A 24050-nucleotide genomic window follows, 5' to 3' on the forward strand; every position below is an offset into this window, starting at 1 on the left:
TTACGATTATAATATCAGGGGCTGGATGACCGATATTAATAAAAACCAGATGCCTGTTGCTGATTTAGGCGGAAAATTATTTGCTTATAAAATTAAATACAACCAGAGAGAGGGTATCGAAAATCCTGATCCTGTACAATTCCCCGGAAAGAATGTAAAACCAAGATACAACGGAAATATTGCAGAAGTAGATTGGAGGTCTGTACGGAGTATTGGAGCTAACCCACCCATTACTCCCAAAAGGTATGGATATGCCTATGATGGTTTGAACAGGCTAAGTGCAGGCTATTATCAGAATCCTAATAATCCGAACAGTAAAGAAAATATAGAATCCTTAGCGTATGATTTAAACGGAAATATTACCACCCTTTATAGAACTTCAGTATTCAAAGCGGGAATAAATACAGCAACAGTTATTGATAATCTCACCTATACCTATTCCGGAAACAGACTGACTAATATTCAGGACAGCACCAACAATCAGGCGGGATACGAAGGCGGGGGAAATACAATCAGCTATGATCTCAATGGCAATATGAAAGATATGCAGGATAAACAGATCGCAGGAATTGGTTATAACCATTTGAATTTACCTAATTCAATAACCCGTGGTTCTAATTACAATATGAATTACCTGTACCGGGCTGACGGAGTAAAATTGCATAAAAGAATCATTGAATCGAATGATGGTATTAACGGAACGGTAACAGTTACTACCGATACTGATTATTTAGATGGATTTCAGTACAGTCGTATGGAAACAACAGGAGGCGGTTCACCGGGCGGAGGTGGTACTGGAGAGGAAGAACCTGCGGATTTTGCCATGTCTCCCATGAGAAAAGCAATGGAAATAGAGGCGTTTTCTGTGGAACCACGAAAAGTTTCCGCAACCCCTGCAATAAAGACCGTAGAATTAAAATTTTTTCCAACATCAGAAGGGTTTTATGATTATGAAAAAGATCAGTATATTTACCAATATCAGGATCATTTAGGAAATGTAAGACTAAGTTTCGGAAGAAACAGCACAGGCGCTCTTGAAATTACAGATTCCAATGATTATTACCCTTTTGGGATGAGTCATTTAAATACTGGAGCAGCTTTCTTTGGGCCGAGTACATATAAAAATTACAAGTACAATGGGAAGGAGTTGCAGGAGACTGGTATGTATGATTATGGAGCGAGGTTTTATATGCCGGACTTGGGTAGATGGGGTGTGGTGGATCCGCTGGCAGAAACTTCTAGACGATGGAGTACTTATAATTATGCCTATAATAATCCCATCCGATTTATTGATCCGGATGGAATGCAAGCGGAAGATAAGATTAAGATTTTTAATAATGGTAATATAGAAAGAACAAAAGACAATAATGCCTATGATACTGTTACCAACGAAGATGGATCTAAATCTATACAAATTGCTCGTACCAATGTAACAGAAACTAATCCTACAGGAGACTCACAAATAGGAGAAGCTAAAGATATTAATTTTAAAACGCCAGGACACGAAGGCTCAAAAGGAAGTAATATTTATACGTATCTACAAATACAAAACGATGATGCGGCTAAACAATTTTTTGACTTTGCTGCGGAAAATACTAGTGTTGAATTTACTAGAGATACGTTCAATTTTGAAGATGGTTTTTCTTCAAATGTTATAACTACTAGCCATGTTACTAATGTAAGTGTTAGTGCTTATTTTGCTATTCCTTATGTAAATCTAACAGGAGGAAATGGTAATCACTTCATTAGCCAAACAAAAAGTGTTGATTTTGACCATTCTCATCCTTTAGGAGAAAGTATAGCTCCTGGAGGATTTGATTATGGATTTGATAGAAATAATAATCCTATTTTTTATAAAATCATTACTGGAGGCTATGTCGATGCTGATGTATCAAGCAAAAATCCAATATTTAAAACTACCAATGTTTATAGCACTTGGAAATGGCCAACATCAGGAAAGGGATATGTCAATTTTAATGGTTCAACAGCAACATATACAGGTAGTAACAGAAAAATAAATTAATTATGAAAACAAAATTGATATTTATTTTAGGAGGTATATTAATTCTATTTTCTTGTAGAGCACAAGATAAAAAGATTGACCCCAAAGTAGTAATACCATTTATCGAAAGTTATATTGACTTCAAAAACAAAGAGCACTATGTAAATGTAAGTGACAATATATTAATTGTTGGTGCAAGTAAAATACAAAATGAAAACAAATATAGGTTAAACGTATATTTTATGAATCCAGAACTAATGTCTGGTTTTAAGTATACAAAAGTCTATAAACTTTATAATTATAGGATAATAATTGATGAAGTACTGGATGAAACAATCATGTTAAAAAATGCATTTAAGAATGTACAGGAAGTTCCCTATGAAAACTTTAATTTAGCTTCTTATCCGTTTTCTTATAACACTAGTATGTGGTTGCTTACTTTCGATTATAAAAATGAAGTTATACAAGTATCGCCTCAAGAAAAAGCTGAGACTATAAAAAATATTTTAGAAAAGAAAGGTGTTAAGTTTTCAAAGGACTACGAAGAATAAAAGTATGTATATAATAAATATCAGTAGGCTGTCTCAAATTTAGATAGCCTATTTGAAGAATTCCTCTAGCTGCACAAAGTTTATAACTTTGAGCTGATATAACAAAACCTCATAAAAAGTGAGGTTTTTACATTCTAAAGTGATTGATTTGTATTCTAAACAAAATTTTAATACAGAAATGTTTTTGAGTTTATTATTGGGAATTATAAAGTATTTATATTTACCAGTACTACATAGACCAGTTGGGGAAATGTAAGGTTTCTTGCGGAAGAAATATCACAGGCGCTCTTGAAATTACAGATTCTAATAATTATTACCCTTTTGGAATGAGTTATTTAAATACTGGAGCATCTTTCTTTGGACCGAGTACGTATAAAAATTATAAATACAATGGGCAGGAGTTACAGGAGACTGGTATGTATGATTATGGGGCGAGGTCTTACATGCCTAACTTAGGTAGATGGGGAGTACATGATCCATTAAGTGATGAAACATTCCAGCCGTATAGTTATGCAGATAATAATCCTATTTTTTATAATGACCCGACAGGTATGATTGCCCAACAACCTGAAACGGTTGCAACAATTTATAAGCATAAAAGAACAGGAGAAGAAGTAAATGTTAATGATGGAGTTAATGAAACTGTTTTAGTCAATGGACATGATTTTGCAAAAGCAAAAACTTATGCTAAATATTATGATTCTAATAAAACTAGTTTAGATGGGAATTCTAATTATGAAGTAAACCAGGGATATATAGATTTTTATTACAATAGTAGATATGGTAGTGGTTTTAGTTTTGCCTCTTTATTTGATTCGGGGCCAGACAAACGAAAGATGCCGACAAGTGATGAAGATACTATGATATTGCTGGAAATGCCAGATATAGGTAGAGGACCATTAAAAAGTTCTTTGAGGGCAGTAGGAAAATCACTTGCTAAAAAAAATGCTGGAAAAACTTCAGGATGGGGTTGTAAGGAAAGAATTTAACAAGCTTGATACAGCTATACAAAAAAAGGTCGCAGCAGCAATTGGAAAAGGTATTGTAGCACCTGTAGATGCTCAAGGAATAATAAAATTAACAGCTACTGAGGCAAAATCTACAGGTTATACATACAAAATTAAAATATTAGGTAAAGGAGGTGATATAAGAATTTATGGAAATCCTAATGCTACTGGACATATTATATTTGATTATATAACAGGACATTAATATGAAGAAAAAAATGAATAGTGAAATACTAGAAGATTACTATCTCAACGCAATTAAATCTTACAAAAGATGCATTGAAAAAAGTGAAAACTCTTTTTTATCAGATGAAATTGATATATCTGTATTTGACCTTCAAATTGAAAAAGATTCAGTGAAATTTAAATATTCAGCTATAAACAGTGATTCTTACCTTATTGAGGTAAGATTGAATTTATTATCAAATGAAATAAATTTAGGTTACTATGTATCTGTTTTAGATGAAAAGTACAATGAAGTTGACAATTATCTAGTTTTTAGTTAATAGAGGTGGGATTTCTATCTTTTTTAGGACAAAAGAGGTTTCCCCTACGCCGCACGAATCCTTTCGTGTGGCATTTTTCATTAACAATTAGTTATATTTACCAATACAAGAATCAACTTGGAAATGCAAGAATAAGTTTCGGAAGAAACAGCACAGGAGCTCTTGAAATTACAGATTCCAATGATTATTATCCTTTTGGGATGAGTCATTTAAATACTGGCGCAGCTTTCTTTGGACCGAGTACGTATAAAAATTATAAATACAACGGGAAGGAATTGCAGGAGACCGGAATGTATGATTATGGAGCAAGAATGTATATGGCAGATATTGGAAGATGGGGTGTGGTGGATCCGCTGGCAGAAACCTCTAGACGATGGAGTACTTATAATTATGCATATAATAACCCTATAAGTTTCATAGATCCAGACGGAAGAGAAGGGAAAGGATGGATTGAATAATTTAGCTTAGGTAGTGGTACATCTTACACCTATGACCCGAATGTTAATACAAAAGCAGAGGCAGAGGCGGCTGGATATGATGGTGTAAGTAATGTGTATGAAAGTGCTACTATTAATGGAAAAACAACTCTTGGTGGGGTTGAAATAAATCATTACTCTTATTCTTTGGCATCTAACGGATCAGTATATGATACTCAAGGAAATTCAATTAATTCTGATTTTTCTACGGAAGCAGGTACCGGTATTGGCAATGTGCAGCCAGGATTTGGTGGATTAGGGTTTAATGATGGACCAATTAAAATGATGGGAGGCGCAGGTGATCCACTTGGAGTTCTTGAAGGTGCAGGAATTGCTTTGTCAGGTAGCGGTAATTCTGATGCAAACTCTCTTCTAGCTGTTTTAATGATAACAAGAGGAGATGGAAAAGGTGCATTAAATCTTTTAAATGTAGAGAAGGGTGCTCTTAATTTAAATAAACAGGGAAATTTAACGGATGGCGTCTTTACTGTTTCTAAAGATGCCATGTTGAAACATAAAATCGATTTAGGGATAGGTGGGAAAAGTATTTTTTACCCAACAATAAACGCTGATGCGGCTGTATTGAAAGCAGCTCAGTATGCAGAAAAAAATAACCTTTGGATTAATGGAGGAACTAAAGCTAAAGTTCCTGTATTAAATACAAATGTTGGAACATTAGGAAATGGTCAGCCGACTAATTTTATAAATGTTTACAAAAATTCAAATAATTTGATACATGGATCACCTGGAACACCAAAATAATTCAAAATTATGAACATAACAACTTTTATAGAAAAAGCAATAAATTTAAAAGTAAATTGGAAACACTATGACTTTTTTGATGCTATAGATGAATTAACTAAATTTTTTAATGTAAGTTATGAAGCTGATGTAGAAAAAATTGCTGTAATTGAAATTAAAGATAATGTTGTCGGATATCTATATGTTAATCATCCATTATTTTTCATAGAAAATATATATTCTACTCAAGTAAAAACAATTCTAGATAAATATGATTATATACAGTACATAAATGTAGATTCTATTAACCACGAATACTTATCTGTAGATAAAGTTTTGTATGATAAATATTTTGATTACATGGATAATACTAATAATTTTTCGGCCCAAGATTTTTATTTTAATAACATAACTTAGTTGTAAACATTTATCATGAGTAGTCATGAAAGATAATATTAAAAAAAACTTTTACTACCGTACGATTGCAACGTGTGGCAGATAGTAATAAAACCTCGTAATTTGCGAGGTTTTACATTTTAAAGTGATTGATTTGCATTCTAAACAGAACTCTAATTTAGTAATGTTTTTAAGTTTATTATTGGGGGAATAAAATCTTTATATTTACCAATATAAAGATCATTTAGGAAATGTAAGACTAAGTTTCGGAAGAAACAGCACAGGCGCTCTTGAAATTACAGATTCCAATGATTATTACCCTTTTGGGATGAGTCATTTAAATACTGGAGCATCTTTCTTTGGACCGAGTACATATAAAAATTACAAGTACAATGGGAAGGAGTTGCAGGAGACCGGAATGTATGATTACGGGGCGAGAATGTATATGTCTGACTTAGGAAGGTGTGGTGTGGTAGATCCACTGGCGGAAACTTCTAGACGTTGGTCGCCTTATAATTATGCATATAATAACCCTATAAGTTTCATAGATCCAGACGGAAGAGAAGGAAAAGGATGAATTGAACAATTTAGCTTAGGTAGTGGTACATCTTACACCTATGACCCGAATGTTAATACAAAAGCAGAGGCAGAGGCGGCTGGATATGATGGTGTAAGTAATGTGTATGAAAGTGCTACTATTAATGGAAAAACTACTCTTGCCGGGGTTGAAATCAATCATTATTCTTATTCTTTGGCATCTAACTGATCAGTATATGACACTCAGGGAAAATCAATTAACTCTGACTTTTCCACAGAAGCAGGTACGTCTATTGGTAATGTACAAGCAGGGTTTGGAGGATTAGGTTTTACAGATGGACCTATTAAAATGATGGGTGGAGCAGGAGATCCATTAGGCGTTTTTGAAGGTGCTGGAATGGCTCTTTCAGCGAGTGGGAATTCAGATGCAAATACTTTTTTAGCTGCTTTATTAATTACAAGAAGTGGAAATACAGGTGGTTTAAAAATGTTGGCTGCCGAAAAAGGAGCTTTACAGAATACTTTTGAAAGTCAAGTTGATGATTTAGTTAAATTGAATAATGGTAAAAACTCGGTTACTATTGGAACAACAGATGGAGCACTCCATTATGATTTACGTGGTGCTACACATAAAGGAGTGGAAACTCCACATGTTCAAAGGTCATTCTTAAATACCAATAGTAGTGGGCAGACATTTTTGAATAAGGACCGGAAGTGGGTTCAACCAATGACCCAACAGGGTTTAAGAACTGTCAGAAACTATCTTAATAAAAAATAATAGTATGAATGTAAAAAATATATGGACAGAAGTGGATTTTGAAGATATGGGATGGCACGATAATTATCTTTATTCAATTTCTTTTCCTGATGAGAATCAGAAATTAATTTTTGATATAGATTATATTTTCAAATGGGTTTTAGATGAAACATCTAATTTATATAGTTTTTGGGTTTCTCCATCTACATTGACTTTTATTAATGTCTTAAATTTAAAAATTGATTTAAATTTTCAAAATAGTGTGGGTTTAGATATATTAGATATAGATCGCTCAAATCCTCGATTATCACTAAACGGAAAAATTACTCTATGGGATTATTCAATACTTACGGACAAAGGTTCTATAAGCTTTGAGTCATCAGGTTACATACAAAATATAAGAAAACAGCCTGTATTAAGTAACTCGCAAATATTAATGAGAGAATCTTAGAAATGACTAGTCCTGAAATAACAATACAAATTAAAGGGATAAAAATAATAATTAAGCCAGAGTAAACTTATTTTTGCTTTGGTTTTTTATTTTATAAGTTTCATTTTTAATTTGACTGTTTATGCATTTGATTTGGTGTTAAATAATGATTTGAAAAATGCGGTCTGGATTCCACCGCTCCCGCTCCCGCACGATTGTATCGTGTGGCATAATATAAACACCACTTTGCAAAGTCTTCGGACTTTGAGTGATGCCTAGTCTTGAAAAAGGTTGACTAAAAGAGCATAAAGAGTCACCTTTATGGATTAAAAAAATACTTCCAATATAATACAAAAAAAACAGACTGTTCAGAGAAGAACAGTCTGTTTATATTTTCAAACCAGCTAAAAGCCGGGTAATGATTAAAATTTCAAATCACCATTCACTTCTCTTACTGCATTGGCAGCTTCAGCGAATTTCAATTGCTCTTCAGCAGTTAAAGTAACGTTTACTATTTTTTCTACTCCGTTTGCCCCGATGATAGCAGGAACTCCTAAGCAGATATCGTTTTGACCGTACTCACCTTCAAGCATTAAAGAACAAGGGATCATTTTCTTTTGGTCACATGCAATAGCCTGAACCATTACAGAAACAGCTGCACCCGGTGCATACCAGGCTGAAGTTCCTAATAGTTTAGTAAGCGTAGCTCCACCTACTTTAGTTTCTTCAATTACATATTTTTGTTGCTCTTCGTCTAAGAATTCAGTTACAGGAACTCCGTTTCTTGTAGCTTTGCTCAATAATGGAAGCATACCTGTATCACTGTGAGCAGCGATTACCATTCCGTCCACATCAGAAATAGGGCTTTCTAATGCTTCAGCCAATCTGTATTTGAATCTTGCAGAATCCAAAGCACCACCCATTCCGATGATTTTGTGCTTAGGAAGACCTGAAGTTTTATGCACTAAATAAGCCATCGTATCCATTGGGTTAGAAACTACGATGATAATTACTTCCGGAGAATGTTTTACTAAATTTTCAGTAACATCTTTTACGATTCCTGCGTTGATACCAATCAACTCTTCTCTTGTCATTCCAGGTTTTCTGGGAATACCTGAAGTGATTACTGCTACATGAGAACCTGCAGTTTTGCTGTAATCTCCTGTTGTTCCGGTAATTTTTGTATCGAATCCGTTCAGCGACGCTGTCTGCATCAAATCCATTGCTTTACCTTCAGCAAATCCTTCTTTAATATCTACTAAAACTACTTCTGAACAGAAGTTCTTCATTGCGATGTACTCTGCACAGCTTGCTCCTACAGCGCCTGCACCTACTACAGTTACTTTCATATGGTATACTTTTTAAATTATTTATTTTTTAAGTTAAGTTTAAAATTGAAACTCCCCAAATTTAACAATTCCTGAAAAAGTGGGCAATTTTTCAGGAATTTTATTAGGTATTAAAAGAAATTAATTGACGTTCAGTAAAAACGAGTATAATTTTTTCGCGCCGGACAGTACTTCATTGTAGTTTTCTTCATGAACTTCAGTATCCAGTACCTCCTTAAAATTCTTCCACATAGGTCCTGTATTTTCCTGATAACATCCGAAAAAATTGAAGGTAACCTCATCAAAACCCTCTGTTTTAGAAAGCTGCTTGGCGATTACGTTTCCTCCCAATGTAGAACCTTCAATTACATACATTGCTCCCAACGCTTCATGTTCATTATTAAATTCCAGATCATGGGAAACTTCCTGGTTGTTCAGGGAAAGGCTTTTAAGGTCTTTTTCAATAAGAGAGAGTTTCTTTCTCTCGTTGAGTTGAAGTTTTTCCGAATATTTCTCAGAAAGACTGGTGAATATTTTATCCTCGCTGTGAAGAAGCATCAGATAATTGGTATGAATGATTTTTTTATAATCTTCTAAAGTGAAAGTTTTATTAAAAATTTTTTCAGAATTAAAAAGCTTTTCTGCTGCATCGTGATAATTGGCTGTATTCTGTTTTAAATATTCTGATACCATAATAACGTTTTAAAAGTTTCTCAAATTTAAGGCTTTTTAAACGTTAAAATGAAAGAAGTCCCCTCTTTATTGCTCTCAAAATCTACATTCCCACCAATTCTTTTCATAATCCGATGAACAATAGACAGCCCTATTCCATTTCCTTTAAATTTTTTCGCATTTTCCATCCTGTTGAAAATCTTAAACATTTTATGCTTCTCTTCCTCAGGAATTCCGATGCCGTTATCTGAAATCCGATATACAATAACAGAGCCATCCTCTACCCCTTCAATCTCCACTTTCGGCTGATCTTTATGGGAAGAGTATTTTACGGCATTGTTGATAATATTTAAAAATACCTGATGAAGCATGGTTTTGTCTCCCATCACATCAGGGCAATCTTTAATGATGATTTCACTTTTCGAGCTGCCATACGTCATCTTGGCATTTTCAGAAATCTTATGAATGGTATGGCCTATTTTCAGGCTTTCAAGCTGAATTTCACTGTGCTTGGCACGGCTAAGCTGCAATACATCATGCATCATCTCCGCCATAGTATCAATTTCCTCGATAATCGTATTGATCTTCCCTTTACTTTTTTCAGAATCATCAGCTAAACTTCCCAAAAGCATCTGTGCATTAAGCTTCATGACAGTAAGAGGAGTTCCTAAATCATGAGAAATGGTATAAGAAAAACTGTCCAGCTCTTCATTTACTTTTTTAAGCTCATCATTCAGTCTTTTGATCGCAATATAATTTTTATGGGAGCTTTCCAGGATCAGATCACGGATTGCATGAACAGAACTTACATTCCGGGAATTCCATCTTTTAGAATGGCCTTTTATATTTTCTGTAAAAATCTGGAATGATGTTCTGGGAGAAACAATTCGTTTTTCTTCTCCATTTTGGGAAATAATATCAATATTCTTTTCCGGATTTCCAGCCCAGTTAATATGCTCATCAAACTCTTTCCGGAACCAGATCAGCATTTCTTTTTTTTCCCTGTCAATAAAATAGATAATCACACCTGCCACATTCTCAGACAAGCCTAAATTTTCACCTTGATCCTTAAGAAAGCTTCTGTTTACATAAATCGTGTTTTCGCAGTTTTCAAAAGCCCAATCAACGATTTTGTTAATCGTATCATAATCCGGAGTAATTCCGTCTGTTACTATATTTTCATCTGAAATCACAACAAGGCCGTCGGCTTCAGGTAAATCCCTTATTTCCGTTTTATTTTCGGACAATGAGTCCAGTAAATTATGATGTTTTAAAAAATCCGTTTTCAGATGGGATAGCTTCTCATTCAGTTCCAGTCGGTAATTCAGTTCATTTTTAGATTTAAATGATGAATAGGCATTTGCCGCCAGAGCCGTAAAAATACCGGCCTGTACCCTATCTTCAAGATCAATATGCTTAGCCTCAACATTCTGACAGGTAACCAATCCCCAAAGGTGATCATCAATGATAATGGAAATACTGAAACTGGAAGATACCCCCGAGTTTTTAAGATACTGCCCATGGATAGGAGACATACCCCTTGACGCAGAAAGGCTGAGATCGATATGTTTCTCTGTTTTACTTAAAAGCGGAACCGTTTCAGCATTAATATTACTGAATATCCTTTTCCTTTTTTTAAGATAAAGCGCCCGGGCCTGCTTGGGTATATCCGATTCCGGATAATGGAGTCCCAGAAAACTTTCCATACCGTCCCCTTTCTTTTCAGCAATCACTTTTCCAGAGCCATCCATCATAAATTTATATACCATTATCCGGTCATAATTCACAACCTTGGAAAGTGTTTCCAACAGATGGTTCCAAAGATCCTGCTGGTTATCTATGGTATAAAAATTGTCATATTTATTGGAAATCCGCTTATTGGGATTAATCAGGACTTCTTCAAATTCTAAGAAGATATACCTTCCGCTTTTAAAAACAGAAAAGTGATATTCTTTATCATTAATAAAAATTTTGTCGAAGTAGGTTTCATTCTCCCTCCTGGTAAATGTATTCAGCGAAGTATAAATATCTGAATCGATAATACTTTGAAAGCTTTCAGGAAAGTCCGTAAGCTTTCTGTCGAAAAGTTCATCTGAACTCTCAATAGTAAATATATTCAGAATATTCCTGCTGAAAAAAGTAATGGAATGGGATTCCGCATCAATGCCAATCAAATAGCCAAAACTCTGTATATAGCCTGGAATATGGATAGGCTCCTCATGGCACTCTACAAAATTCATAATATGTCAGTCAATCTATCAAAGATAAGTCTTTTTTTCTACAGGGTGGTCGGTGTGGTACCTATTTTCCTTTGTTTCAAACAATAATCTCTGTATATTTTGCTCTTCTACCGGCTAAAAACCGCGTTGAAACATTCTTTATTTTACCCCTGTTTTAATAAGATATCTCTAAAATATACAAAAAAAAATCCAGTAATAATGTTTTCAATCTATAGTTCATGATTCATAACATGAATTACACATTATCAGTTGAAATAATTATGACATTTAAACAATTTTAACTAAATTTATATCACCAAATAATGAATATGATGGAAAATTCATTGAATTATTCACAATAAATTCAATATAAAATTTAAATTCAAATAATACTATTATGAAAAAGTTCCCATTAATTTTATTTTCTCTTGTCCTCTCAATAGGATTATGGAATCCGTCTGAAGCCTGCACCCGTGTACTTTACAAAGGGCCGCAAAACACCATCCTGACTGCCCGTTCTATGGACTGGCGTGATGAAATTCCGGCCAATCTGTGGGTTTTTCCAAAAGGAATAGAACATACAGGACAAACAGGGCCAAAATCTGTAAAATGGACTTCAAAATACGGAAGTATCATCAGCTCCAGCTGGGATATTGCCTCAGCAGACGGAATGAATGAAAAAAGACTGGTTGCCAACATGTTATGGCTAGGTGAATCCCAGTACCCAAAATTCGATCCTAAAGGAAATAAAAAGGGACTTGCCATTTCTTTATGGGCACAATATTATCTCGATAATTTTGCCACTGTAAAAGAAGCTGTAGAATTTTCAAAAAAAGAACCTTTCGTTATTGTAAGCGATTATATTCCCGGCACCGAAAAATTCACCACTATACACCTTTCCATTTCTGATGCTTCAGGAGACAACGCGGTATTTGAGTATATCAATGGAAAACTGGTGATTCATCATGATCCTTCTTATACGGTAATGACCAACTCTCCTATCTTTGAAGAACAGCTGGCCCTTAATAATTACTGGAAAGGAATTCCCGGTAACGTTATGCTTCCGGGTACCAACCGCGCTGCAGACAGATTTGTAAGAGCTTCTTATTATATCAACGCTATTCCAAGAAGTGCTGATACCCGTACAGCAGTAGCCAGCGTTTTCAGTGTGATCAGAAACTGTTCCGTACCATATGGAATTACCTCAGCAACGGAGCCTAATATATCTTCCACAAGATGGCGTTCTGTCTCAGACCAAAAGAATCTGGTTTACTATTTTGAAACCGTTTTTACCCCCAATACTTTTTGGGTAGACCTTAATGACTTTGACCTCAGTCCAAAAGGAAAAGTGATGAAACTGGATCTGGGCAGCTTTCATACCTATAACGGCAAATCCAATACAGATTTCAAAGAATCGCTGCCATTCAAATTTCTGGGATTAGAATAAAAACACCCTTAAAAAACCATAAAAAAAAACACTTAAGTCATTTAAGTGCTCACCTCAACACATCAAAAATACACCCTTTCTTAGGATTGTCATAAAGGCTTTCTCTTACTATGTGCCCGTTTCCCTCTTCCGGAGAAGTGGCAAATTGAAGATTTGACGGGGTTATTAAAACAAAAAAACAAAAAGATATGGCCTTTTTTTCACTCAAAAAGAAAAGCCTGTTATTCTGCATGCTTGCCTGCTGGTTTTCAGCCCATGCGCAGATACAGGATTCTTTACAGACCAAACCACAACCGGAAGAAGATCAGGTGAAATATCCACAGCTTCAGATCAAAGGCCTTTTCCAGGCACGTTACCTGGTAGGCATGAGCAAAGATGTGGATGTAAACGGACTTCATCATTCCGACGGCTCCGGAACCAGCAATAATTTTATGCTCAAATACATGAGAGTTCAGGTCCGGGCGCAAATCAGTAAACGGACAGAAGTTGTTGTTTTAGCCAACCTGGCAGATTTTAAAAATGATCCTAAAAGCAGGGTCCTTGAAAACGCTTATCTGAAATATACTTTTAATCCTAAATTAGCGATTACGGTCGGACAGTTCAGACCTTGGTTCGGGATTGAGGAAACCTATCCTATCGATATTATTAAATCTTTGGACTGGTCTAATCAGTATTCTGAATTTGGAAAGCTGGGCTGGACCAGTTTCCAGATCGGGATGTCTGCTACAGGACAGCTTCAGCTTGGAGAAGTTCCCTTCCAATACGCAGTTTCCGTAGTGAATGGAAACGGAAAAAACCAGGTCAATGACAATGACAACGGAAAACAGTATTCCACCCGTCTGGTCTTTGGACTGTCTAAAAAGTACAATTTCAACGTAGGCCTTAATGGAGGTATTGGTGAAGTATTCAGTAAGAAAGTATATGCGTTGGGAGTTGACCTGAGCTCTTTAGTACAATTTGATCCAAGATGGAGCCTTGATATGCAGCTGGAAGCTAAACAAGCCACCAATCATGTTTTATACAATTCTATAGACCCTGAAGTAAGACCTGAAAACCCGGATCAGTATCTGGTTCGCGGGGTTTACTTTCTTCCTAATCTAAGATATGAGATTAACCATAAAAACCTCAGCGCTTTTGAACTCTCATGCCGCTATGAATATCTGGATACCAATTTCAGACTGGCTTCCAACCCAAGACAGACGGTCACCCCAATGGTTGGCCTGGAGTTCCTGAAAAATTACGGAGCAAGAATCCAACTGGGCGTACAGTTTGACCGTTACAAATATCAGGTGGCAAACACCTCACAATACAACAACAATCTATTCATTGTTCAGGTACAGAGTAGATTCTAACCCTTTAAATAGTTATTATCATGAAAGAAATTAATATCAAAAATGTAGCGATTACATTTATCGTGGCATTGATTATATGGTTCATTCCTGTACCCGAAGGTGTTACTCAGGATGCATGGCACCTGTTCGCTATCTTTGCCGCAACCATTTTAGGAATTATCCTTAAAGCAGCTCCCATGGGCACAATGTGTATGATGGCCATCGCATTTACAGCTCTTACCCAGGTGGTGGCTCCGGGAGATGCCGGAAAATCTATCACAAAAGCCCTTTCAGGATTTGGAGATAAAGTAATCTGGCTGATTGGGATTTCATTCTTTATTGCCAGAGGATTTATCAAAACAGGTCTTGGAAACCGTATTGCCTTTTTATTCATCAGGGTCTTCGGAAAAAGCTCATTGGGATTAGCATACGGACTGGGACTTGCAGATGTTTGTCTGGCACCGGCTATTCCGAGTAATACAGCAAGAGGTGGCGGCATTATCTATCCTATTATGAAATCTATGGCCATAAGCTTCGATTCCGTTCCTGAAAAACCCGAAACTCATAGAAAACTAGGTTCTTTTTTAACGTTGAACAGCTATTATATGAACCTTATCTCTTCTTCCATGTTCCTGACAGGAACAGCCAGTAACCCGATGTGTCAGAAATTTGCAGCCAACCTGGGTATTGATATCACCTGGATGTCCTGGGCAGCAGCCGGCTTCTTACCTGGTGCCGTGGCATTCTTTGTTGTTCCTTTGGTTTTATACAAACTATATCCGCCGGAATTGAAAAAAACAGGAGATGCCCCGAAAATGGCTGCTCAGAAATTAAAAGAAATGGGACCTATTTCCCGAAACGAATGGCTGATGCTGCTGGCATTTTTCATCCTTTTAGCGCTTTGGATATTTGGGGGAACATTATCTATTGATGCTACCACAACGGCCTTCATTGGATTAACACTCTTGCTGTTAACCTCAGTGCTGACATGGGAAGATGTAAAAAGTGAAAAAGGAGCCTGGGATACTATTGTCTGGTTTGCTGTGCTGGTAATGATGGCGAGTTCCTTGAATGAATTGGGCTTCATCGGATGGTTCAGTGATCTTATCAAAGTGAAAATAGGAGGGCTCAGCTGGCAGGTAGCCTTTCCTGTTATTATCATTGTGTATTTTTTCAGTCACTATATTTTTGCCAGTGCCACAGCTCACGTTGCAGCGATGTATGCCGCATTACTGGGAGTAGGTGTTTCGTTGGGAATTCCACCTATGTTACTGGCCATGATGCTTGGTTTCTTAGGTTCCATCTACGGGGTACTTACCCATTACGGCCACGGCCCTGCCCCGGTATTCTTCGGAAGCGGATATGTAGACCTGAAAGTCTGGTGGCTCAGAGGTCTCGAAATAGGAATTGTATTATTAATTATCTACATGGTGGTAGGAGGATTATGGATGAAAGTTTTAGGATATTATTAATTATAAAATCAAATGTATGTTATCAACATTGTTAAGAAAAATGCTGATGTGTCTCACGGGGCTGTTTCTGGGGTTCTTCCTGATGATTCATTTTCTGGGAAATCTCCAACTGTTCCTTCCTCAGGAGCAGGCACATCTTCAGTTTAATGCCTATTCCCATTTTTTATCCGGAAATATCATTATCAAAATAGTGTCTTACGTTTTATATGCCTGTATTATTCTGCATGCCGCAGACGGATTGGTGATCACTCTAAAGAATAGAAAATCAGGAGGAGACTACCGGAATGACAGACGTGGAAGAGCCAGCCAATGGGCTTCCCGGAATATGGGAATCCTGGGAACATTGATTTTAATCTTCCTGGTGATTCATTTTCAAAACTTCTGGTATGTTTACAAATTCGGAAATCCACCTTTGGACGAGAATGGAAATAAAGACCTGTATATCCTGGTGGTTACTGTGTTTAAAGAATGGTGGTATGTGCTCATTTATGTAGTATCTATGATGGCACTCTGCTATCATCTGATCCATGGAATACACAGTGCGGTAAGAACCCTGGGATTATATCACCCTAAGTTTGTAAAATGGTTCAAAACCATTGGAATTGCCTATTCAATCATCATCAGCTTAGGTTTTGCCCTGATGCCGGTGTATGTATTCTTTACTTATCATTAAAAACCCTGTTATGATTTTAGATTCAAAAATACCACAAGGCCCATTAGAACAAAAATGGGATTACTATAAAAAGAAAGCCAGACTCGTCAACCCTGCCAACCGTAAAAAGCTGGACGTGATTGTTGTGGGAACAGGACTGGCAGGAAGCTCTATTGCTGCCTCTTTGGGTGAAATGGGCTATAATGTCAAGTCATTCTGTTTTCAGGACAGCCCCAGACGAGCGCACTCCGTTGCTGCACAGGGAGGGGTAAATGCTGCTAAAAATTATAAAAATGACGGCGACAGTGTTTACAGAATGTTTGTAGACACTTTGAAAGGAGGAGACTTCAGAGCCCGTGAAGCCAATGTTTACCGTATGGCAGAATGTTCTTTAAACCTCATCGATCAGGCCGTAGCGCAAGGTGTTCCTTTTGGACGTGAGTATGGAGGCTATCTCAATAACCGTTCCTTTGGCGGTGTTCAGGTAAGCCGGACATTCTATGCGAGAGGACAAACCGGACAGCAATTACTTTTAGGGGCTTACCAGGCTTTGATGAGACAGGTAGGAAAAGGTTCTGTAGAGCTATTCTCAAGACATGAAATGCTCGATTTAGTTGTTATTGACGGAAAGGCAAGAGGAATTATTGTAAAGAACCTGGATACCGGAGCAATTGAAAGACATGCAGCTCATGCTGTAGTACTGGCAACAGGAGGTTACGGGAAGATCTATTATCTTTCTACATTAGCTATGGGATGCAATGGTTCTGCCATCTGGAGGGCCCATAAAAAAGGAGCGTTGATGGCTTCTCCAAGCTGGATTCAGGTGCATCCTACTTCTCTTCCGCAATCCGGAGATTACCAGTCTAAATTAACCCTGATGTCCGAGTCTCTGCGTAATGACGGAAGAATCTGGGTTCCAGCAAGACAGGATGAAAACAGACCGCCTAACGATATTCCTGAAAACGAAAGGGATTATTATCTGGAAAGAAGATATCCTGCGTTTGGAAATTTGGCACCAAGAGATATTTCCTCCCGTGCTGCCAAAGAAAGAATCGATGCCGGATTTGGGATAGGGCCGTTAAAGAATGCTGTTTATCTTGATTTTTCAAAGGCCATTAGGGAACAGGGAAAAGATAAGATTAAAGAGAAATACGGAAATTTATTCGATATGTATCTTAAAATAACAGGATACGACGCGTATAAAGAACCAATGATGATTTCCCCATCTGCCCACTTTTCAATGGGAGGCCTTTGGGTAGATTATGAGCTGATGACTACCGTTCCGGGACTTTTTGCTTTGGGAGAGGCCAATTTTGCAGATCATGGTGCCAATCGTTTAGGAGCAAACTCCCTTTTACAGGCTTCTGTAGATGGATATTTTATTGCTCCTTATACCATTGCCAATTACCTGGCAGATGAGATTCATACCGGAAAAATATCTCCGGATACGCCCGAGTTTGAACAGGCTGAAAATGCAGTTAAGAACCAGATCCGCGACCTGATCAATATCAAAGGAACCAAAACCGTCGACCATTTCCATAAAACATTAGGAAAACTGCTCTACGATTATTGCGGACTGGCCAGAAATGAGGAAGGCCTGAAATATGCCATCCGGGAGATCAGAAAACTAAAACAGGAATTCTATAAAGAAGTGAGGGTTTCCGGACAGAGTGATCAAATGAATTCCGAACTTGAAAAAGCAGGCCGTGTGGCCGATTATTTTGAGATTGGCGAGCTGATGTGTTATGATGCATTAACCCGTAATGAATCCTGTGGTGCTCATTTTCGGGAAGAATTTCAAACACCGGATGGTGAAGCACTGAGAAATGATTCAGAATATCAGTTTATCTCTGCATGGGCATGGGCAGGCGAAAACAAAGAGCCTGCACTGATCAAAGAACCCCTGGTATTCGAAGAAATACAGCCAACGGTAAGAAGCTACAAATAAAAAACAAAAAATTATGGATGTACACCTTAAGATATGGAGACAGAAAGACAGACAAAGTGAAGGAAAACTGGTTAATTATGACCTGAAAGGATTAAATTCTCACATGTCTTTCTTAGAAATGCTTGATACATTAAATGAAAAACTGATCACCGAAGGAGATGAACCCGTAGAATTCGACCACGACTGCCGTGAAGGAATCTGCGGACAGTGTGGGATGATGATTAATGGTATTGCCCATGGCCCTTTGAAACATACAACCACCTGTCAGCTTCATTTAAGATCTTTTAAAGATGGGGAAACAATTTTAATAGAGCCATTCCGTGCAGGTGCTTTTCCCGTAAAAAAAGACTTAAAAGTAGACCGTTCCGCTTTCGACAGAATTATTTCTTCAGGAGGTTTCGTATCTGTAAATACCGGGCAGGCTCCTGATGCTACTGCAATTCCCGTTACCCATCAGACTGCTGAAGAATCTTTTGACGCTGCCGCCTGTATCGGATGTGGCGCTTGTGTAGCCACCTGTAAAAATGGAAGTGCCGCTTTATTTACCTCAGCAAAAATCACCCATATGGCCCTGCTTCCTCAGGGGAAAGAGGAAAGAAGCAAACGGGTATTGGATATGGTAACTCAGATGGACAGCGAATTATTCGGGCACTGCTCCAACACAGAGGCCTGTGAAGTGGAATGCCCACAAGGAATTTCTGTACTGAATATCGCCAGAATGAATTTTGAATACAACAGGGCCCTGTTTTTCAGGAAAAAGTAACTAAACGAATAACGTATAGATGATAAAAAGAGCGAATTTGCAATGAACAAATTCGCTCTTTTTTATCTTTAGCTGAATATTGATTTTCGGAATTAATTGATTTAAATTCCCGGGATCGTAATTTTATCCGGATCATCTTCATCATACATAATCTCTATCGTTCCTGTTTTGGGTACTGAAGAAAGATCCAGAAGTCTGACCACCTTTTTATAGACGGCAATGTGCTCTTTGCCCCTGAAATCCTTAAAGCTGACCTGAAACATAATCTGCGGCTGGTCATTTATCGTCAGTCCCGTCTGGTTGACACTGATAATCTGTGCTTCGGCACTTCTTCCAACAAAGAGGATACGTTCTTCTTTTTTATTCTTAAAAAATTTCCCTACAATCATCTGAAAAACCAATACATAAATAAGGGTCATCACTCCACTGAAAATAATAGGATGCATAAAAGTGAGAAACTGCCAGCCAAAATCAAAAGATTCCCGCCTATAGAAATAAGAGTACAGACCGATAATATAAGCGATTAACAGTATGATAAATACTATTCTTACAATCATTCCCGATGCATTGAAACCAACCTTTTGGTCGCTTAAAATAAAGTAAGGTTCCTGCAAAACATCAGGATTCAACAATACCTTCACATAATTTCCTACATCAAACCTTTTTTCCTGTGGCCTGGAATCATGAAACATCATCTCATGTTCAATCATGGTATTCCTAAGGTTGGGAAATGAAAGAACAATCTGAATGGCATTCATATTGGTTTTCGGAAAGTATTTTAAAAGCTGGTAACGCATCACTTTAGCCTCTCTGGGAATACCATTTCTCAGAATGGAATGAATGGTGTTCCTCTGCTTAAAGGTTTTAATGAAAAGAATATTAATGAAGAATACGAGAATATATCCCCATATTAATAAAGAAAGACCGAGATATCCATAGCTCACCGCTAATGAATTTCTCGGTCCTGTTGCGCCTTCCTCAGTCATCATATAAATGAAAATCGGAAAAGGTACGCAGAAGAAAAAGAGGAAAGCTCCCCAGAAAACAATCATAAACTTCATAACTGCTATTTTGTAATCAGCAATAAAGTTATGATATTTATTTAATGAATTGATTTCTATTATACCTCTTTTTCAAAATAAAGTCTGTAGTATTTTCCTTTATCATCCTCTCCTGTTTCAATTTTCTGTCTGTCACCGTGGATATAGATGTGGAAATTTTTATCAAGTTTAATGATGCTTTTAAAATGCCTCTGGGTTTTCTTCACCGCTGCTTCACTGATCGGGAATTCCTCAGCAATATTCACCTGCATGTCCTGCTCATAATCTGTTTTAAAATTCACAAAACTTTCAATGACGTGCTCGTCTCCCAATACTTCACTGGCAAACTCATCCAGTTTAAATTCTTCTTTCTCCTTGAAGAAATTGATAGACTTATTAAGGAAATCTGCCTGATCAGCTTTAGAAACTTCAAATTCCTGAGGAAGCTGCTTGGTGATATAATCTTTGTAAACCATTAATGCTTCCTGAGTATGGAAATACTCATCATCACGCTGTTTTACTTTCAGGAAATCTTCAAACCAGTAATACATATCTCCGTTTTTGTTGTTGTCAACTACAGAAAGTACATAGCCGGTGTTTTTATCATTATTATAGATTAAAGCTGCCTTATCAATTTTGGATAAGCCGATTCCCTGATCTTTTTCAATATCAAATGTTTCTTCTGTAGGATTAATTTTCAGGAAAGATTCTCTTTTTTCGGTTTTAAAGATCCCTATCTTATCCACTCTGTCCGGACGGTCACTTTCATCTTCAAAAAGTACAATGAACAGCTCTCCACTTTGAACTCTAGGGTTCTCCGCTGCTTCGAAAAGGTGTTTTGCAATATTTTCAGATTCCCATATAAATTTGGCCTTATCTTCAAAAATTTCAGAAACCGCACTGTAAACCGGATTATTCACCAAATAGGTGTCACTGTAAAAATGAAAAGTTTCTTCTGATTTGAATGATCCTAAAAAGTAATCTTCAAGCAATTCTGCCATTCCTTCCTCCAGCTTCAATTCCTCCTGGGAAAGCGTTAAGGAATCTCCATTGATTTTATTGCCTACTCTGTGTACTATAATTTTTGAAAACATCTTCTGAATATTTGGACTGCAAAGATATTCATTCTATCCTTTCCACGAAACTTAAAAACAGTATTGATTTTATCATTGCTTATACTGGAATTTCTAACCAAAAAGACAAAAAAGCTTTTATAGCAACGTTTCAACTCACTTAATAAAGTTTAAAAATGATCTCGAATAAAAAGCTCTCCTCAAGTACAATTCAAATATTTTCAAAAACTCATACCATATCTAACGCGAAGTTCATCTTTATGCCTTAAAATTCATTCCATCTTAGGATCTAAGCCTTATTTATTTTCCATTTTGATAAAATCCTTATCATTTTGAAATGCTTTCTCTCTTATAAATTTTAAACCAAAACAAATCAAACAATTCATTTTCAACACAATACATCAGATCAATATTCAAAGGTACACCATTAGTATCATTAGTTTCAAAACATACAAAAATGGACTTAAAAACATTAAACAGAATAGACAAGCTGAGAAGACTGAAAAGCAGAGGACCGAAAACTCCGAAATGGCTGAAACCTTATCACCTGCTTTTCTTTGCTTTTTTAAGCATTTTTATTTTTGGTTTTATCATCAAAATGCTGGAACAAAACAATTAAAATCATAATAATATGAACTATTTACAGGCTGCACAGGAAATCACAGAACTCGTTCCCGACTTTGAAAATGAACTGAAAGAGGAAAAAAATCAAAATCCCTACGCTTTAGTCCGGGCTTTTACCGAACGTATTAAAAATATGATCCGTCAGAATGACAGATACCTGTTGTGGAGAAGCTTACAGAAGATGGGCACCATGTACAGCAATGGAGATTCAGTTCTAAAAAATGCTATTGAGAATACTTTTATCTATTCTCTGGACAATTTTACAGCATTCTGCAGTGAGGAATATAAAAAAATGATCTTTAGTCATATTTCCACAGACCTTCAAAAGATCTATTCGAGACAAATTTACAGTCACGGGATATAAGTTTATTACATTTTTTACCCGTTTCATTACAAAGTGTTTAAATTAAACAAAAATTAAAATAACTCACAATCAATAGATTATGAAAAATAAAATCAGAAAAATTTCAGATTGGAAAACCTGGAAAACCACCACTAACAGGCATAATTCCGAGATATTACTCACTCACATTGCGGTGCTTGTAAGTGTTTTTATTTTTGCAGCATGTTTATAAATTTTGGTATACATTTCGCTACAATACAAAGTGTTTGAAAAATTCTAAATTATGATGAAAGTACAAATGCAAACTATTAATCAAAAAATAGCTGTTGAATACTTAAAATTTTTCTATCCGCCCCTTCGCAGGGAAATCACACAGTTATCTGTTCAGGATAATTTTGCTGGGATCATGCAGGCTACCGTTAATTACCTGAAAGGTCTTTTGCAGGAATCGAAGATCAACATTATCGCCCATCACATCAAACTCATGGACGGGATTTACAGAAATGGAAATTCCTATGTAAGAACAATGATCGAAAATATCTTTATCAGGTCTTTTGAGAGCTTTAAAAAGCATGCTAAAATCCAGCATTGGAAGCTTCTCTACCGTTATATGCCTGTAAGTTTCCAGATCATCTATACTGAACAGCAAAAGCAGGATAAGATCTACTTTGGTAAATAAAATAGTTTAATTTGAAAAGACTCCCCGGGCAATTTTTGTTGTTCGGGGAGTTATATTTTTATAGGTATTAGGGTAAGACAGTAAAAAAAGACCCAGTCTCAAAAGTTATGGACTAAGCAAATTGGATTAAGTCTAAAACTTCTTGTTTGGATGACATTCAGAAATCTATGCTGAAAAAAATATGTGATTTTTATATTTTAACTTGAAAACAGGATGGAAATATCCTTTTATTTATGCAAAGGAATAATAATCGGATGTTCTATTGTAAGAAAGTAAAGAAAGACGACTTTGTCGCTGAATAAGCATTAGCTTCATCAAAATCGATTTTTAATCGATTCATTCTTGGCTCACTTAAAAACAAGCGTAATAAAAATAGAACTTTGCGTCAAAGAGAAGCTGTATTGAGGTAAACTTATATCACCCCACAACTTTTACACCTGATCCAAAAAAACGACTTTGTCGCTGAATAAGCCATATAAAAAGTCCCGGGCGCCTGACCCGGGATTTCTTTCTATTTATCTTTTTTAGTAAAAACATTTTCGATGACCTGAAGTTCTTCTTTACTCAGTTTTGAACTTTTCTTCAGCTTCGCAGCAAAAACAGCAACTTCCTCAGGTGTAGAGGGTGATCCCAGATTTTGTTTCTTATCATCAAAAGAATCGGCAAGTACTTCCCCTTTTGGATTTAGAATCAGCCAGAAAGGGAGTCCGGCATTCTCCCCCTTGTATTTGTTCATCAGCTCCTGTCCGCCGGGATTTTCCAACGACTTCTTATCTCCTCTTTCCTGAACATCAACATATGCGGTAACAAACTTCTTTTCAAAAATAGGTTTGGTTTCCGGAAGATTCATGTTTGCCTCCATCACTTTACACCATTTGCACCATGAAGCATGAAATACCAGCAACACATTTTTATGGCTTACTTTAGCTTCTGTAAGCGCTTTGTTTAATACTGTACCTGCCTTCTCCTGTGCCATTCCTAACTGAAACAACACTAAGGCTGCCACCACAATAATTTTAGAATATCTCATTACTATTTTTGTTTTTTATCTATACG

The 24050-nt window shown here is 36.5% G+C and carries 26 protein-coding genes; 20 read left to right on the forward strand and 6 right to left on the reverse strand.

Translation table 11 applies throughout. The features are described from left to right. The 11 genes from MP478_RS19815 to MP478_RS19865 all read left to right on the forward strand — a co-directional run. Window positions 1-2023, forward strand: a 2023-nt coding sequence (locus tag MP478_RS19815) for an RHS repeat-associated core domain-containing protein (protein ID WP_306592897.1), incomplete at its 5' end; no start/stop codon positions are given. 2 nt (window positions 2024-2025) lie between these two features. Further along, window positions 2026-2553, forward strand: a complete 528-nt coding sequence (locus MP478_RS19820) for a hypothetical protein (protein ID WP_257201425.1) — start codon at window positions 2026-2028, stop codon at window positions 2551-2553. A 242-nt stretch (window positions 2554-2795) separates the two neighbouring features. After that, entirely contained in the window at window positions 2796-3542 is a 747-nt protein-coding gene (locus tag MP478_RS19825; protein ID WP_257201426.1) for an RHS repeat-associated core domain-containing protein, read from the forward strand. Next, on the forward strand, window positions 3499-3765 hold the full coding sequence (locus tag MP478_RS19830; RefSeq protein WP_230037211.1) for a hypothetical protein: 267 nt from the start codon (window positions 3499-3501) through the stop codon (window positions 3763-3765). Before MP478_RS19825 ends, MP478_RS19830 begins: the two co-directional genes overlap by 44 nt. 13 nt (window positions 3766-3778) lie before the next feature. Further along, the gene (locus MP478_RS19835; RefSeq protein ID WP_257201427.1) at window positions 3779-4066 is read left to right on the forward strand and encodes a hypothetical protein; all 288 of its coding nucleotides are present in this window, start codon (window positions 3779-3781) and stop codon (window positions 4064-4066) included. Between the two features lie 5 nt (window positions 4067-4071). After that, window positions 4072-4524, forward strand: coding sequence for an RHS repeat-associated core domain-containing protein (locus MP478_RS22630; protein ID WP_257201428.1), 453 nt, complete (start codon window positions 4072-4074; stop codon window positions 4522-4524). A gap of 93 nt (window positions 4525-4617) precedes the next feature. Beyond that, the gene (locus MP478_RS19845) at window positions 4618-5304 is read left to right on the forward strand and encodes a hypothetical protein (protein ID WP_257201429.1); all 687 of its coding nucleotides are present in this window, start codon (window positions 4618-4620) and stop codon (window positions 5302-5304) included. 9 nt (window positions 5305-5313) lie between these two features. After that, window positions 5314-5700, forward strand: coding sequence for a hypothetical protein (locus tag MP478_RS19850; RefSeq protein ID WP_084084871.1), 387 nt, complete (start codon window positions 5314-5316; stop codon window positions 5698-5700). A 274-nt stretch (window positions 5701-5974) separates the two neighbouring features. After that, entirely contained in the window at window positions 5975-6256 is a 282-nt protein-coding gene (locus MP478_RS19855) for an RHS repeat-associated core domain-containing protein (protein WP_373691732.1), read from the forward strand. Between the two features lie 309 nt (window positions 6257-6565). Further along, window positions 6566-6994 (forward strand): polymorphic toxin type 24 domain-containing protein, encoded by a 429-nt coding sequence (locus MP478_RS19860; protein WP_257201430.1) that lies wholly within the window; start codon window positions 6566-6568, stop codon window positions 6992-6994. 4 nt (window positions 6995-6998) lie between these two features. Further along, window positions 6999-7424 carry a hypothetical protein gene (locus MP478_RS19865; protein ID WP_257201431.1) on the forward strand — a complete coding sequence of 142 codons (426 nt, stop codon included), beginning with the start codon at window positions 6999-7001 and terminating at the stop codon, window positions 7422-7424. Window positions 7425-7825: 401 nt separating this feature from the next. Here MP478_RS19865 and MP478_RS19870 read toward each other — a convergent pair whose 3' ends face one another. The 3 genes from MP478_RS19870 to MP478_RS19880 all read right to left on the reverse strand — a co-directional run bounded on the left by MP478_RS19870 (window position 7826) and on the right by MP478_RS19880 (window position 11643). After that, complete coding sequence (locus MP478_RS19870; RefSeq protein ID WP_209805069.1) at window positions 7826-8752, reverse strand: malate dehydrogenase; 927 nt, start codon at window positions 8750-8752, stop codon at window positions 7826-7828. Window positions 8753-8872: 120 nt separating this feature from the next. Continuing rightward, window positions 8873-9424 (reverse strand): biliverdin-producing heme oxygenase, encoded by a 552-nt coding sequence (locus tag MP478_RS19875; protein ID WP_257201432.1) that lies wholly within the window; start codon window positions 9422-9424, stop codon window positions 8873-8875. 26 nt (window positions 9425-9450) lie between these two features. Continuing rightward, window positions 9451-11643 (reverse strand): ATP-binding protein, encoded by a 2193-nt coding sequence (locus tag MP478_RS19880; protein WP_257201433.1) that lies wholly within the window; start codon window positions 11641-11643, stop codon window positions 9451-9453. A 376-nt stretch (window positions 11644-12019) separates the two neighbouring features. On the opposite strand from MP478_RS19880, the gene MP478_RS19885 reads away from it, so the two are divergent. From MP478_RS19885 to MP478_RS19910, 6 genes are all read left to right on the forward strand, one after another. Beyond that, complete coding sequence (locus tag MP478_RS19885) at window positions 12020-13069, forward strand: linear amide C-N hydrolase (RefSeq protein ID WP_257201434.1); 1050 nt, start codon at window positions 12020-12022, stop codon at window positions 13067-13069. Between the two features lie 188 nt (window positions 13070-13257). After that, entirely contained in the window at window positions 13258-14421 is a 1164-nt protein-coding gene (locus tag MP478_RS19890; RefSeq protein WP_257201435.1) for an OprO/OprP family phosphate-selective porin, read from the forward strand. A 20-nt stretch (window positions 14422-14441) separates the two neighbouring features. After that, the gene (locus MP478_RS19895; protein ID WP_257201436.1) at window positions 14442-15872 is read left to right on the forward strand and encodes an anion permease; all 1431 of its coding nucleotides are present in this window, start codon (window positions 14442-14444) and stop codon (window positions 15870-15872) included. Between the two features lie 16 nt (window positions 15873-15888). Further along, window positions 15889-16545 (forward strand): succinate dehydrogenase cytochrome b subunit, encoded by a 657-nt coding sequence (locus tag MP478_RS19900; RefSeq protein ID WP_257201437.1) that lies wholly within the window; start codon window positions 15889-15891, stop codon window positions 16543-16545. 10 nt (window positions 16546-16555) lie between these two features. Next, complete coding sequence (locus tag MP478_RS19905; protein WP_257201438.1) at window positions 16556-18472, forward strand: fumarate reductase/succinate dehydrogenase flavoprotein subunit; 1917 nt, start codon at window positions 16556-16558, stop codon at window positions 18470-18472. Window positions 18473-18485: 13 nt separating this feature from the next. Next, window positions 18486-19235 carry a succinate dehydrogenase/fumarate reductase iron-sulfur subunit gene (locus MP478_RS19910; protein ID WP_257201439.1) on the forward strand — a complete coding sequence of 250 codons (750 nt, stop codon included), beginning with the start codon at window positions 18486-18488 and terminating at the stop codon, window positions 19233-19235. Window positions 19236-19336: 101 nt separating this feature from the next. On the opposite strand, the gene MP478_RS19915 is transcribed toward MP478_RS19910, so the two are convergent. Both MP478_RS19915 and MP478_RS19920 read right to left on the reverse strand, forming a co-directional pair. After that, entirely contained in the window at window positions 19337-20296 is a 960-nt protein-coding gene (locus MP478_RS19915; RefSeq protein WP_257201444.1) for a hypothetical protein, read from the reverse strand. 59 nt (window positions 20297-20355) lie between these two features. Next, window positions 20356-21369, reverse strand: a complete 1014-nt coding sequence (locus MP478_RS19920; RefSeq protein ID WP_047492108.1) for a nucleoid-associated protein — start codon at window positions 21367-21369, stop codon at window positions 20356-20358. A 436-nt stretch (window positions 21370-21805) separates the two neighbouring features. Here MP478_RS19920 and MP478_RS19925 point away from each other — a divergent pair, with 436 nt between their 5' ends. The 3 genes from MP478_RS19925 (at window position 21806) to MP478_RS19935 (ending at window position 22994) form a co-directional block, all read left to right on the forward strand. Further along, window positions 21806-21967 carry a hypothetical protein gene (locus MP478_RS19925; protein WP_257201445.1) on the forward strand — a complete coding sequence of 54 codons (162 nt, stop codon included), beginning with the start codon at window positions 21806-21808 and terminating at the stop codon, window positions 21965-21967. A 12-nt stretch (window positions 21968-21979) separates the two neighbouring features. Beyond that, complete coding sequence (locus MP478_RS19930; RefSeq protein WP_257201446.1) at window positions 21980-22336, forward strand: hypothetical protein; 357 nt, start codon at window positions 21980-21982, stop codon at window positions 22334-22336. A 262-nt stretch (window positions 22337-22598) separates the two neighbouring features. Next, window positions 22599-22994: a hypothetical protein gene (locus MP478_RS19935; protein WP_230037238.1), complete on the forward strand. Its 396-nt coding sequence runs from the start codon at window positions 22599-22601 to the stop codon at window positions 22992-22994. 511 nt (window positions 22995-23505) lie between these two features. Here the strand turns inward: MP478_RS19935 and MP478_RS19940 are convergent. Next, a complete protein-coding gene (locus tag MP478_RS19940; RefSeq protein ID WP_230037240.1) occupies window positions 23506-24024 on the reverse strand; it encodes a thioredoxin family protein in 519 nt (172 codons plus the stop codon). Window positions 24025-24050: the final 26 nt, after the last annotated feature.

Source organism: Chryseobacterium sp. WG14 (assembly GCF_024586945.1).
In the GTDB taxonomy this organism is placed as follows: Bacteria; Bacteroidota; Bacteroidia; order Flavobacteriales; family Weeksellaceae; genus Chryseobacterium.